This is a genomic window from Halorussus rarus (genome assembly GCF_003369835.1).
Lineage (GTDB): Archaea > Halobacteriota > Halobacteria > Halobacteriales > Haladaptataceae > Halorussus > Halorussus rarus.
The window spans coordinates 407,450-420,209 of the sequence record NZ_QPMJ01000002.1 but is presented as its reverse complement, the minus strand read 5'-3'; the positions used below and the strand labels follow the sequence as shown (position 1 = coordinate 420,209).

The 12,760-nt window shown below is 67.0% G+C and carries 12 protein-coding genes; 5 read left to right on the top strand and 7 right to left on the bottom strand.

Translation table 11 applies throughout. From position 1 onward, the window contains the following. The first annotated feature begins 14 nt into the window (after positions 1 to 14). Both gcvPA and gcvPB read left to right on the top strand, forming a co-directional pair. Positions 15 to 1,358 (top strand): aminomethyl-transferring glycine dehydrogenase subunit GcvPA, encoded by a 1,344-nt coding sequence (gene gcvPA, locus DVR07_RS10365; RefSeq protein WP_115797045.1) that lies wholly within the window; start codon positions 15 to 17, stop codon positions 1,356 to 1,358. A gap of 1 nt (position 1,359) precedes the next feature. Then, positions 1,360 to 2,850 carry an aminomethyl-transferring glycine dehydrogenase subunit GcvPB gene (gene gcvPB, locus DVR07_RS10360; protein WP_115797043.1) on the top strand — a complete coding sequence of 497 codons (1,491 nt, stop codon included), beginning with the start codon at positions 1,360 to 1,362 and terminating at the stop codon, positions 2,848 to 2,850. Between the two features lie 63 nt (positions 2,851 to 2,913). On the opposite strand, the gene DVR07_RS10355 is transcribed toward gcvPB, so the two are convergent. Then, positions 2,914 to 3,270: a response regulator gene (locus DVR07_RS10355; RefSeq protein ID WP_115797041.1), complete on the bottom strand. Its 357-nt coding sequence runs from the start codon at positions 3,268 to 3,270 to the stop codon at positions 2,914 to 2,916. A 155-nt stretch (positions 3,271 to 3,425) separates the two neighbouring features. Here DVR07_RS10355 and DVR07_RS10350 point away from each other — a divergent pair, with 155 nt between their 5' ends. Next, positions 3,426 to 4,286 carry a class I SAM-dependent methyltransferase gene (locus DVR07_RS10350; RefSeq protein ID WP_115797039.1) on the top strand — a complete coding sequence of 287 codons (861 nt, stop codon included), beginning with the start codon at positions 3,426 to 3,428 and terminating at the stop codon, positions 4,284 to 4,286. Between the two features lie 98 nt (positions 4,287 to 4,384). On the opposite strand, the gene DVR07_RS10345 is transcribed toward DVR07_RS10350, so the two are convergent. The 3 genes from DVR07_RS10345 to DVR07_RS22095 all read right to left on the bottom strand — a co-directional run bounded on the left by DVR07_RS10345 (position 4,385) and on the right by DVR07_RS22095 (position 7,899). Continuing rightward, positions 4,385 to 4,801 carry a DUF7522 family protein gene (locus tag DVR07_RS10345; protein WP_193570130.1) on the bottom strand — a complete coding sequence of 139 codons (417 nt, stop codon included), beginning with the start codon at positions 4,799 to 4,801 and terminating at the stop codon, positions 4,385 to 4,387. Between the two features lie 133 nt (positions 4,802 to 4,934). Next, positions 4,935 to 6,863, bottom strand: coding sequence for a threonine--tRNA ligase (thrS, locus tag DVR07_RS10340; RefSeq protein WP_115797035.1), 1,929 nt, complete (start codon positions 6,861 to 6,863; stop codon positions 4,935 to 4,937). Positions 6,864 to 7,731: 868 nt separating this feature from the next. After that, entirely contained in the window at positions 7,732 to 7,899 is a 168-nt protein-coding gene (locus DVR07_RS22095; RefSeq protein ID WP_165881748.1) for a DUF7838 family putative zinc beta-ribbon protein, read from the bottom strand. 403 nt (positions 7,900 to 8,302) lie between these two features. Here DVR07_RS22095 and DVR07_RS10335 point away from each other — a divergent pair, with 403 nt between their 5' ends. Both DVR07_RS10335 and DVR07_RS10330 read left to right on the top strand, forming a co-directional pair. Further along, positions 8,303 to 8,542, top strand: coding sequence for a glutaredoxin family protein (locus tag DVR07_RS10335; protein WP_115797032.1), 240 nt, complete (start codon positions 8,303 to 8,305; stop codon positions 8,540 to 8,542). A gap of 51 nt (positions 8,543 to 8,593) precedes the next feature. After that, a complete protein-coding gene (locus tag DVR07_RS10330; RefSeq protein WP_115797030.1) occupies positions 8,594 to 9,127 on the top strand; it encodes a cob(I)yrinic acid a,c-diamide adenosyltransferase in 534 nt (177 codons plus the stop codon). 125 nt (positions 9,128 to 9,252) lie between these two features. On the opposite strand, the gene DVR07_RS10325 is transcribed toward DVR07_RS10330, so the two are convergent. From DVR07_RS10325 to DVR07_RS10315, 3 genes are all read right to left on the bottom strand, one after another. Further along, positions 9,253 to 9,426: a 50S ribosomal protein L37e gene (locus DVR07_RS10325; RefSeq protein ID WP_115797028.1), complete on the bottom strand. Its 174-nt coding sequence runs from the start codon at positions 9,424 to 9,426 to the stop codon at positions 9,253 to 9,255. Beyond that, complete coding sequence (locus tag DVR07_RS10320) at positions 9,423 to 9,614, bottom strand: LSM domain-containing protein (protein WP_115797026.1); 192 nt, start codon at positions 9,612 to 9,614, stop codon at positions 9,423 to 9,425. Before DVR07_RS10320 ends, DVR07_RS10325 begins: the two co-directional genes overlap by 4 nt. A gap of 148 nt (positions 9,615 to 9,762) precedes the next feature. After that, positions 9,763 to 12,411, bottom strand: coding sequence for an AAA domain-containing protein (locus DVR07_RS10315; RefSeq protein ID WP_115797024.1), 2,649 nt, complete (start codon positions 12,409 to 12,411; stop codon positions 9,763 to 9,765). Positions 12,412 to 12,760 lie beyond the last annotated feature (349 nt).

Here is a 12,760-nt window from a genome sequence, read left to right as displayed (position 1 = left end):
CTACCTCAGCGCACATGAGCGGACGACACGAGCCAGGGGTCCGGGGAAGCCCGTACGCACCGCACACCGCCGACGAGACGGCGGCGATGCTCGACGCAGTTGGCGCCGACGACGCGGCGGAACTGTTCGACATCCCGGAGTCGGTCGCGTTCGACGGGGAGTTCGGCATCGACGCCAGGACCGAACGCGAGGCCGAACGCCGCGTCCGGGGGCTGCTCTCGCGCAACGACGACCTGACCGAGTTCCTCGGCCGGGGCCACTACGACCACTACGTCCCGTCGCTGGTCGACCACCTCTCGCAGCGCTCGGAGTTTCTGACCTCCTACACCCAGTACCAGCCCGAGATCACCCAGGGGTTCCTGCAGGCCCTCTTCGAGTACCAGTCGATGCTGGTCGAGCTGACCGGCCTCGAGGTCGTGAACGCCTCGATGTACGACCACGCGAGCGCGCTCGCCGAGGCCGCCCTGCTCGCCGCCCGCGTCCGGTCGACCGACGGCGACCGGGTGCTGGTGCCCGACTACCTGCTCGACGCGCGCCGGGACGTCCTGGAGAACTACACCGACGGCGCGGGCCTGACGGTCGAGGCGTTCGGCACCGACGACGGCAACGTCGACCCCGACGCGCTCGCCGACGCCGTCGACGACGACGCGGTGATGGTGTACGCCGAGAACCCGACCACGCTCGGGACCGTCGAGGAGCACCTCGCCGAGATCGGCGACCTCGCCGACGACCACGACGCGCTGTTCTGCCTCGGGTCGGACCCGGTCGCCCTGTCGATTCTCCAGGAGCCCGAATCGGTCGGCGCGGACGTCGTGGTCGGGGACGCCGCGACCCTCGGCCTGCCGACCGCCTACGGGATGGGCCTCGGACTCTTCGCCTGCCGCGAGAACTTCGTCCGACAGGTGCCCGGCCGCCTCGTCGGCGCGAGCGAGGACGCCGCCGACCGGCGGGCCTACACCCTGACGCTCCAGACGCGCGAGCAGCACATCCGCCGGGAGCGCGCGACGAGCAACATCTGCACCAACCAGGCGTGGGTCGCGCTCCGGACCGCCATCCACGCCGCCTACCTCGGTCCCGAGGGGCTGGTGGACCTGGGCAACGACTGCGTGCGCCTCGCCGCCGGCCTCGCCGACAGGCTCGACGACGTGACCGGCGTCCAGGCGCCGGTCCACGACCGCCACCACTTCCGGGAGTTCGTCGCTCACACCGACCAGCCCGCCGCAGCGGTCGCTTCGGATCTCGAAGCCGAGGGGTTCGCGGTCCACGCCGTCGGCGAACACCTGGTCCAGGTCTGCGTCACCGACGCCAACGAGCACGCCGTCGACGACCTGGTCGCGGCCTTCGAGGAGGTGGCCTGAGATGAGATACGACCAGGCCCGCTGGACTCACGACGCCGACGGCGGCGAGACGGGTGAGGGCGAGGACGCTCAGGGCCAGTACGAACCCCTGCTCTCGGAGAAGAACACCAAGGAGGTCGACGTCGACTCCCCGCTGCCCGACGACCTGACCCGGGACAGCGTCGAGCTCCCGGACCTCTCGGAGCCCGAGCTCGCGCGCCACTACACCCGACTCTCCCAGATGAACTACGGGGTCGACTCCGGGCCGTACCCGCTCGGGAGCTGCACGATGAAGTACAACCCCAAGTTCACCGAGGACGTGGCCGCGCTCCCGAGCGCGGCGGTCCACCCCGACCGGTCGGGCCGGAGCGTCCAGGGCACCCTCGCGCTCATGCACGGCCTCCAGGACTACCTCGCGCGCATCGGCGGGATGGACGCCGTGAGCCTCCAGCCCCCGGCGGGCGCGGCCGGGGAGTTCACGGGCATCCTCGTCGCGAAGGCCTACCACGAGGCCAACGGCGAGGGCGACCGGCGCGACGAGATCATCGTCCCCGACAGCGCCCACGGCACCAACTTCGCCAGCGCGGCGCTGGCCGGCTACGAGGTCGTGGAACTTCCGTCGGGCGACGACGGCCGGGTCGACCTCGACGCCCTGGAGGCCGCTGCGAGCGACCGGACCGCGCTGTTCATGCTCACGAACCCCAACACGCTCGGGCTCTTCGAGCGCGACATCGAGGAGATCGCCGACGTCGTCCACGACGCGGGCGGGCTGCTCTACTACGACGGCGCGAACCTCAACGCGCTGCTCGGCCGGGCCCGGCCGGGCGACATGGGCTTCGACATCATGCACTACAACGTCCACAAGACGTTCGCCACACCCCACGGCGGCGGCGGGCCGGGCGCCGGCCCGGTCGGCGTCGTCTCGGACCTCGCGGAGTTCCTGCCCGCGCCCCGGGTCCGGGAGGTCGGCCGACGCGAGGGCGAAGGACGGGGCACCGGCGGCGTGTACGAGCGCTTCGACCCCGAGAACACGGTCGGCAAGGTCCACGGTTTCGAGGGCAACTGGCTCGTCCTCGTGAAGGCGTACGCCTACATCGCCCGGCTCGGCGACGAGGGGCTGGCCGACGCCTCGGCGAAGGCGGTGCTCAACGCCAACTACCTCGCCAGCCAGATCGACTACGAGGTCCCGTTCGAGCCCTTCCACCACGAGTTCGTCGCGAGCGCGGGCGACCAGGACGCGGCCGACGTCGCCAAGCGCATGCTCGACTACGGCGTCCACCCGCCGACGACGAAGTGGCCCGAGATCGTCCCGGAGGCGCTGATGACCGAACCCACTGAGATCGAGGGCAAGGACACGCTAGACCAGCTCGCGGACGCGTTCGACGCGGTCGCCGCCGAGGACGAGGAGTCGCTGGCGAGCGCGCCGAACCGGACCACGGCCCGGCGCATCGACCAGACCAGCGCGGCGCGGGACCTCCGGCTGTCGTGGCAATCGCTCGACACCGAGGAGTAGCTCGCGAGTCGGGGACGTTCCGTGGACCTCCGGGACGCGACTTCCCGGACCGCCTCGCCGACCTCAGAGGACCGACAACAACTCCGCGGTGACGTCCTCGGGCTCGAACGGCTTGGTCACGTAGCCGTCCGCGCCGGCCTTGACGGCCTGCTTCATCTTGCTCTGCTGGTCGACGCTGGTCACCATCACGACCGCCGGCGGGCTGTCGTCGGCCTTGATCCGGGAGGTCGCCTCGACCCCGTCCATCTCGGGCATCATGATGTCCATCGTCACCGCGTCGGGCCGGTGGCGCTCGAACTGCTCGACCGCCTCGGCGCCGTCGGCGGCCTCGGCGACCACGTCGAACTCGCTCTCGACGGCCTGCCGGACCATCGTCCGCTGGAAGTCGCTGTCGTCCACGATTAACAACTCTGGAGCCATTCGTTTCCTGTGGTCCGGCCACGGAGCCCCCCGAATAAAACCTGTCGAAAGTCGCGGTCCTTCGCCGACGCTCGATGCGCCCGGCGGCTGGACTGCGGGCGCGCGACCGCCGGCCTTCCGGAACGCTTTTTCGCGTCGCGGGCCGCCTACGGGTCGTGCGCGAACTCCCGCTCGACGACCTGTCGGCCCACTCGCCGTGGCCCGCCCGACTCCTCGGCCGCGAGGACTGGGAGGAACAGCCGGGCTTGGGCGGGACCGGGGTCGACATCTACGACGAGGTGTACGGCAAGCTGCTCGGGCTGGCACGCGAGAACCCGGAGATGAACTTCCGGGACGTCCAGCGCGTCGCCAACCACCACGCCGAGGAGAGCCCGGTCCCGATCTCGAGGGCGGAGCAGCTCTACCTCGCGGACGTCGACGAGAAGCAGGAACTGCAGGACGAGGCGCTCGTCGCCTCGTTCGCCGGGGTCTTGGAGGGCGGCGAGACCGTGGTCGCGCTCGGCTGCGGCTGGGGGTACGAACTCGGCGTGCTCGCCGACGCCTACCCCGACTGCGTGTTCGTCGGCGGCGACCCCGCCGCGAACGGCGTCGAACTCGGTCGCGAACTGCTGGGCGACCGCGAGCGAATCTCGTTCGGCGCGTTCGACTTCCGCGACGACAGGTGGGACCTGCTAGAAGACGCGCTCGCGGAAACAGACGACAACGACGTGGTCCTGTTCACCCAGGGGTCGCTGACTGCGTTGCCGAGCGTGGCCGACATCGTCGCCGAGACCCTGACCGACTATCTCGACGACGCCCGTGCCGGCGTCCACCTCGAACACGTGTATGAACTCCACCCCGAGGAGACGCTACTGGGCCACATGCGCCGAGCCTACGCCGACCTGCGCGACTACAACGACGACCTGCTGACGTCGCTCCGGGCGGCGGAGGGCGTCGACGTTACCAGCGCCACGTACGACGTGGTCGGCGGGAATCCGCTCCACCCGCTCTCGGAGGTTGTGTGGGAGCCGGCCTGAACCGCGGGACAGAGATCAACGTGGATGGTAGCGCGGTTCTACTCTTCCGAGTGAGTTCTACAATTCGTTAACTGCAGAGCGTATATCGAGCTAGAGGGTCAATCTTCCAACCATGTCGGTGCCCTTGCTATCTCTTGTGGAGAGTTGTAGTGAAGCTGTTTCAGACATTCCGTGATGAATCCGACAATATCTCGGCCTGCATCCGGTTCAAGGGTAATCACCGTCCCCAGGTTCTCCCCCTGTGTGAAGTGGAACAGAATCGCGTCGTCATAAAAATTCACCGTGCAATGGTTCGTTCCGAGGTGAAACGGCTCTTCGGTAGTTTGATTCCGGTTCTCCTGTCGATAATACGTAGCCAGCTCGTCCATTTTCTCGGATGAATACAGTGCCTCGACGTCGTCTCGCATGTAGAGCGAGACATATTCGTCTGCAGAATAGTGAATTGCACCGCGCAGGTATTCGCCCGCTCGTTCTTCGAGAAAGGCCACCAGACGATTCGCAGATTCTTCTGGCATGTCGTACTAACCGCCGTCGAAGGATATCACGTTACTGGATTCAAATTAGCCTTAGAGGAGGCCGATACGCACCACGAACTTAGCAGCCCTACGGAATCAATTTCGGACGAAATTTAGCAAAACCGGATTTCTGCTATTCGAGGAACGTCACGTCGGTCGCCTTGCTCTCGACCTCCTCTCGGAGGTGGTCGCGGAACGCCTCGACGTCGACGTCGTTGCGGTCGCGCTCCTGGCGGTCGCGGACCGAGACCGTACCGTCCGCCTCCTCGTCGTCGCCGACGATGAGCATGTAGGGGACGTTGTCGTCGTGGGCCTGCTGGATCTTCTTGCCGACCGTCCACGACCGGTCCTCGATCTCGACCCGGAAGTCGCCGAGGTAGCGGTTCTGGAGCTGCTTGGCGTAGCCGATGTTGTCGTCGCTCACCGGGAGGATGCGGACCTGCTCGGGCGCGAGCCACGTCGGGAACTTCCCCTTGAAGTGCTCGATCATCACGCCCATGAACCGCTCGAACGACCCCAGCAGCGCGCGATGGACCATCACCGGGCGGTGGGGCTCGTTGTCCTCGCCCGTGTAGGTCAGGTCGAGGCGCTCGGGGATGTTGAAGTCGAGCTGGACCGTGCCGATGGTCCACTCCCGCCCGATGGCGTCGACGGCGTCGAGGCCGATCTTCGGGCCGTAGAAGGCCGCCTCGCCTTCCTCGACGTCGTACTCGAGCCCCTGGGATTCGAGCGCGTCTTTCAGCGCCCCGGTCGCCGTCTCCCAGATTTCGTCGCTACCGACGGCGTTGTCGCCCTCGGTCTCGAGCTTGTACTTGACCTCGAGGTCGAAGTGGCCGTAGATGTCCTCGATGATGCTCAGCGTCTGGGTGATCTCCTCTCGGATCTGGTCCTCGCGGATGAACGCGTGACCGTCGTCCTGGGTCAGGCCGCGGACCCGCAGCAGGCCCGAGAGTTCGCCCGACTGCTCGTTGCGGTACACCGTCCCGAACTCCGAGAACCGGACCGGCAGGTCGCGGTAGGAGTAGCTGTGGTCGTCGTAGATGGAGGCGTGGTTCGCGCAGTTCATCGGCTTCAGGCCGTACTCGGTGTCGTCCTGCTCCCACGCGAACATCTCGCCGGCCTCCCTGAACGTGTCGTAGTGGCCCGTCGGTTTCCAGAGCTCGGCCTTGTTGAGCTCGGGCGTCCAGACCTCGTCGTAGCCGAGTTCGTCGTTCTTGGTCCGGATGTAGTCCTCGAGCTCCCGCCGGATGGTCATCCCGTTGGGGTGGTAGTGGGCGCAGCCCGGCGAGTGGTCGGGGATGGAGAACAGGTCCATCTCCCGGCCGATCTTCCGGTGGTCGCGCTCCTCGGCCTCCTCGCGCCGTTCGAGGAACTCCTCGAGTTCCTCCTCGCTCTCGAACGCCGTGCCGTACACCCGGGTCAGCATCTCGTTGTCCTCCTCGCCGCGCCAGTAGGCCCCGGAGATCGAGAGCAGCGCGAAGCCGCCGATCTCGCCGGTCGACTCGACGTGCGGGCCGCGGCAGAGGTCCTCGAACTCGCCCTGCTCGTAGAACGAGACCGACTCCGCGTCGGCGGCCTCCTCGTCGAGAATCTCGCGCTTGAACCGGTTGTCCTCGTAGACCTCGAACGCCTCCTCCCGGGAGCGCTCGAACCGCTCGATGGCGAGGTCCTCCTCGATGATGTCGTAGGCCTCTTCCTCGATGGCCTCGAGGTCCTCCTCGTCGAGTTCGACGCCGTAGACGTCGTAGTAGAACCCGTCGTCCGTCCACGGCCCGATGGTCAGCCGGGCGTCGGGGTAGAGCCGCTGGAGCGCCTGGGCGAAGACGTGGGCCGCCGAGTGGCGAAGCACGTCGAGGTACTCGTCGCTGGAGGGCGTGACGATTTCCAGCTTCGCCCCGTCGTGGAGTTCGCTTGCCTTGTCGACGAGGTCGCCGTCCACCACCCCCGCGACCGTGTCCCGGCCGAGTCCGGGACCGATCTCGTACGCCGCGTCTTCGACCGTGGCTTCGTCCTCCAGTTCGAGTTCGGACCCGTCCGGGAGGACGACGGTGATTTCGCTCATGTTTCGTTTACGGTCCCGGTCGACTGATAACCCTTTCTACACGCGGGCTCGATCGCACGAACGTCAGACCGTCGCCCTGCTCGGCGTTCCGTCCAGACCGGCACACGCCTCGCGGTAGGTTCGTCCGCAGACCAGTACTGGTCGGCTGCAACTGCACCGTTCCTCCAGATATGGTCTGCAGTCCGGCGTTCAGGTACGTCCTCGACCACGAGCGTTCCATCGAACCGTCGTCATCGGAACATCGGTAACTGAAGTGACGAGGAACAGATTTTGTATATCAATACCTGATTTATCAGTATAGGTCGTGTCGGGACTCGCTTCCCCGAGAGCGGCTGTAGCGGCCCCTCAGATCGGATTCAAGTGGGAGACACGTCCGTCCGGGACGGCGATCGCTGCGAGTCCCCGACGACTCGTCTTCCGTGAACTCCATCGACAATCGGTGCGATGGCACGACTCGGATGGCGGGCCGAAACATTGCGACCGGCGGCTGTCGGGTCCGGCGGGCGAATGCTGAGTCAATCTCGCCCCGGCTCTTAGACCCGTTGCGGCATCCTCTTTTCCCCGGTTCTCCGGATTACTCCGCCGAGTCGCTTAGAGGCGAACGCAGAGTTACCAGCTCCTGCTATCGCGCCCGCGAGTTGAGTCGAGAAATCAGGAGGGGACACGTAGTGAGGGTACCCCGTTCTGCCCACGCGCACGCGAAAAATCACGAAAAACGAGTCTCACGTCGACTTCCGTGCCAGAATACGTGTCCGAACGGAGATCGTCTCGTCTGCGAACCGGTCGGCGGGCGCGGCACGGACCGGCGAACACTCGACAGTTCCGGGACTGTCCGATGTGCGGCGTCGCGGCGAAGGAGAGAGCGCAATCAGGCTTCCGCCGAGTCGATGTCGCCGTCGATGCGGACGAACCGGAAGTCACACTCCGGACAGCCCCACTTGGTCTTCTCGCCGAGGTGGAGGGTCGTGCTCGCGGTGCGGTAGAACGTCCGCTCGGTGCCACACTGCGGACAGTCGTGGTCGAGTTCCTGGGCCATGTTCGAACGTCGAACCGCGTCGCATTTGAGGATACTGGTTTCGGGGCGCCGCTCGGCCGAGTTGTCGTAGTCCCACCCGGCAGCGAGGGAACCCGCGTCGGCCCTGCGAGGCGTCTGGACTGCTGGGTGAGACGAGCCACTCGATATAAGATAAATCCCATTACGATATATTAATTCTGCAGTCCAGTCGAACTGGAAACGATCGACCGTCGTCTACGTGTGCGGCCTTCTCCGGCCGCAGAGCGTGGGAGAGTGTGGTGAGGGTAGAACTGCGAGCGGCGCAGTCCCTCGCCGTATCGCTCGTCGGGGAGATTTCTGACGGTCGGATTCGTCGACCGGAACGCCCGGCGACGGCGGCTCCGCCGGCAATAGCTACTTGCGTGTCGACGTCCAAGCGTCGCGCATGTCCATCACGCTGTACGCGCTCGACGGCTGTCCGTACTGCGAGACCGTCCACGACGCGCTCGACGAGCACGGTGTCGAGTACGAGACCGAGTGGGTCGAAGCGCTACACTCCGAGCGCGACGAGGTCAAGCGCGTCAGCGGCCAGCGCGGCGTCCCCGTCCTGATCGACGAGGAGCGGGGCGTCACGATGGCCGAGAGCGAGAAGATCGTCGAGTACGTCGAGAAGTCGCTGGCCTGAACCAAGCGGTTCGGGAGGGGAACTAAGTAGAGCGCGTCGGTAGTCGAAGCCATGAAGATATACACCGGCCGCGGCGACGAGGGCCAGACGGACCTCCGGGACATGTCGCGGGTCTCGAAGGCCAGCCCCCGCATCGAGGCCTACGGCACCGTCGACGAGGTGAACGCGCTGGTCGGCCGGATTCGACCTACGGGGCACGACGACGTCGACGACCGGTTGCGGGAGATACAGAACCACCTCCACGTCGTGCAGGCCGACTTCGCCAACCCCGACCCCGACGAGGACGACCCGCAGGTCCGCGAGGAGCACGTCGAGCAGCTCGAGGAGTGGATGGACTCGTACGACGACGAACTCGACCCCCTCCAGTCGTTCATCCTGCCCGGCGGCGGCGACGCCGGCGCGCGACTCCACCACGCCCGGACGGTGTGTCGGCGCGCCGAGCGCCGGGCCGTGGCGCTCGAAGCCGACGAGGACATCAACGACACCGCGGTCACGTACCTCAACCGGCTCTCGGACGCGCTGTTCGTCCTCGGTCGCGTGGTCAACGAGCGCGACGACGTGCCCGAGGAGTCGCCGACGTACTGAGACGCGGGATTCTGATACCGGCGGTTCTGAGATGCGGGATTCAGTCGGCGGTGGCTCGTCGGATCGGCGGACTCGCCGCGGTTCGGCCTGAAGTCAGAGAGAAGGGAGAGTCGCGTCCGCGGCGGTTACTCGCCGGACTTGCTCTGCCACTCGTAGTCCCGGCGCTTGCTCGACTTGCCGAAGCCGCAGCTCGAGCACTGCTTCTTCTTGGTGTGATACGACTTCTCGCCGCAGCGACGGCACTTGACGTGCGTCGTCTTGTTCTTCTTCCCCTGGCTCGGGGTTCCTGCTCCGGTCATGGGCTAATCGAAACGAGGTTATCGCCGCGTATAATGGTTGTGTCTTCCTCCTGGGTGTCCTCCAGCACCAGATTCATGTGCTGGTCGTACCCCGTGAGCACGCCCTCGAACTCTTCGCCGCCTTTCAATCGCACTGTGACCTCCTCGTCGAGAGAGGCTTCCAGTACGTCGAGCGGTCGTCCACTCATACACAATAGCGCCACCCGTCGGAGCCTTAAACGTACCGAAAGCGGCTCTCTGGGGAAAGTTTCGGAACGAGTTTTCTGAACAGAACGGGGCCGGAGGGCGTCCGATTCCCGGCGAACGAATCGAGCCGAACGCCCCGCAGGCGCCGGCTCACTCGGCCCAGTCGACCATCCGGCCGTAGAGGTCCTCGCTCCGAAGCGCCGCCTCGTCGCCGACCAGGACGAGCGACTTCTTCGCCCGGGTGAGCGCGACGTTCACCCGGCGGTAGTCCTCGAAGATTGGGCTGTCGAGGTCGCCGGTAGCGACGAACGACACCACGATGACCTCCTTGCTCGACCCCTGGAAGCGGTCGACCGTGTCGACCGCGACCTCCTCGGGCACCCGGCGGCCGATCTCGGCGACTTGCGCACGGAACGGTGCGATGACCCCGATCTCCGCGGGGTCGACGCCCGCCGCGAGGAACTCGTCGACCACCTCGGCCACGCGGTCGGCCTCGACGGGGTTGGTGTTCCCGTCGGTGCTGCCGCCGGGGTCGACGAACGAGACGCCGCCGCCCCGCAGGTCGTCGGACAGGGCGGTCGCGTCGACCGCGGGCAGGTCGGCGAGGCGCTGGGCTGCCACCTCGCCGGCGGCCGGGCGGAGCTCGCCGTCGTAGAACTCCCGGGACGCGAACGCCTGGATGCGCTGGGACATCCGGTACTGGCGGTCGAGCATCACGCCCGCCGCGGGGTACTCCTCGATGAGGCGCTCGAACAGCGAAGTCGAGAGGTCGTTCTCGGTCCTGACGACCGGCGGAAGCTGCTGGTGGTCGCCGACCAGGACGAACCGGTCGGCGCGGTTGACCGCCGCGAGCGTCTCGGGCTCGGTGAGCTGGGAGGCCTCGTCGACCAGCGCCGCGTCGAACGATTGCTCGCGCATGATGCGCGACCCGCAGGTCGCGGTCGTGGCGGCGACGACGCTCGCGTCGCGGAGTTCGGCCACCCGCTCCCCGGGGTCGCCGGCCTGCTCCAGCCGGAGGTCCTGCATGTCCTCGCGGACGCCGCTCTCGGTGCCCACTCTGACGATGTCCTCGAACCCCTGGTCGCGCAAGGCTTCCAGTGCGTTGTCGACCGCGCGGTTGGTGAACGCCGAGAGCAGAACACTCTCGCCCTGCTCGACGAGAGCCCGTATCGTGCGGGCGATGGTGTAGGTCTTGCCCGTGCCCGGCGGGCCGTGGACCAGCGCGAGGTCCTCGGCGTTCACCGCGAGGTTCACGGCCTCGTTCTGGGCCTCGTTGTTGTCGATGTAGCTCCGGTGATCGCTCCGAAACTCGGGGTCCGCGCGCCCGAACAGCACGTCCTTCCGGCGGGGGTCACCCTTCAGCAGGAAGTCGTGGAGCGCGGTCAGCATCCGGTCGGCCGACAGCTCCGAGGGGTAGACGTCGAGCCGCCGGAGCTCGACCGGCTCGTCCGCGGTCACGATCACTTCCTCGTCGAGTCGCTCGACGCGTCCGAGTTCGGTGTGGCCGTTCACCGGGTCGCCGTCGCTGGCGAGCACCACGTCGCCCTCCCGGATCTTGGAGACGGCGCCGCCGGTCCGTTCGGCCCGCATTTCCCACCGACCGCCGTCGAGCTGGCGCCGGCCCGCGGGGTCGAGGTCGATTAGCGCCCGGTCGTCGTCGGCCCGCTCTTCGGCGGTCTGCTCCCAGAGCTTGGCGTACTCGGCGTGGGTCGCCCGGCGCTCCTCCTCGACCAGGCGGTAGATGCGGTCGAAGTACTCGCGCTCCTCCTCGGGAATCGCGGTACCGATCTGGCCTGCCTTCGACTCTTGGTCGAGCCGGCCCGAGACCACCATGCAGGTGTCCTGCTCGAAGCAGTACTCGCACTTGGCGTCGGCCTCGTAGCCGGTGGGGACGCCGTAGTCGTACTCCATCGCCGCGATCTCGTTTCTGGTCCGGACGACGAACTTCAGCAGGCCGTCGCCGAGCGAGAACTCCTTTGCCGGCGAGAGGTCGCCGGTCTCCTCGCTGCGGTCGAGCGCGCTGTTCTTGGTGTACAGGAGGGTTCCGGTGTCGGCGGGCACGCCCTTCTCCTGGAGCAGGAGGGCGTAGCACGCCGCCTGGATCTTGTCCTGGAACCGGGGGTCGCGCTTGAGGTTCTTGCCGGTCTTGAGTTCGACCGGCATCCCCCGCCGGAGCGCGTCGGCCCGGCCCTTGATGCCGAACCGCTCGCTGATGAGCGTCTGCTCGCTCCGCCAATTGTCTTCGTCCGTGAGCGCGCCCTGCGCGAGCCACCCCTCGATGGCGGCGGCGTTCTGCCGGACCTCCTCGGCGACCTCGTCGCGTTCCCGCCCGAGCAGGCCGAGTTCCAGGCCGGCCTCCTCGACGCGCTCGTCGATGGACTCCTCCAGGTCGCGGCCCCGGAGCAGGTCGCCGAACACCTCGTGGACGATGGTCCCCTTGGTGACGGGGTACTTCAGGGGGATGCCCGAGAGCTTGTTCAGGTAGTACATCCGCGGACACTGGACCCACGACCGGACGTCGGTCACGTCCACCAGGAACGACGGCTCGACGACGACGTACGAGTCCCCGTCGGTGGAGTACGTCGTCTCGCCGCGGTACTCGTCCTCGGCGACGTCGGTCACTAGTAGCTCCATCCCCGGTTCGAGGAGGTCGGCGCTCTCGGTCCACTTGCCCCACAGCGTCACCGTCTCGTGGCCGGCGTCCTCGCGGACCGTCACCTCCGCGAGGTCGCGCTCGCCGTACTGCGTGCTGACGGTCCGAACCTCGCCGACTTCCGCGACTTCTCCCCGGACGTTCACGGGAGACCCGTAGCGCCCGACGGTAGAAAAATCCCGCCGGTCGCGGGCGGGGCCGGTGCCGACGGAGTCGCTCCCGTAGCGGGGTGCTCGCGTGGAACGACTCCGACGAAAAAACGGCCGCGAGCTGCTGTTCGGATGGCTGTACGACTGGGTCGCCGGGTCGTCAGTCGGCGCCGTGCGGCGGGATGTGGCCGCACTGCTGGCACGACTCGTACCCGTGGGCGTCTACCAGTTTACCGCTGCACTGAGGGCATCTCATCGTGGGAGTCCGTAACCGAGACGTGCGGATAAGCCTTCCTATAAGATCCTCTAATTCGACATTATTAGTATAAGGTCACCTATTATATCC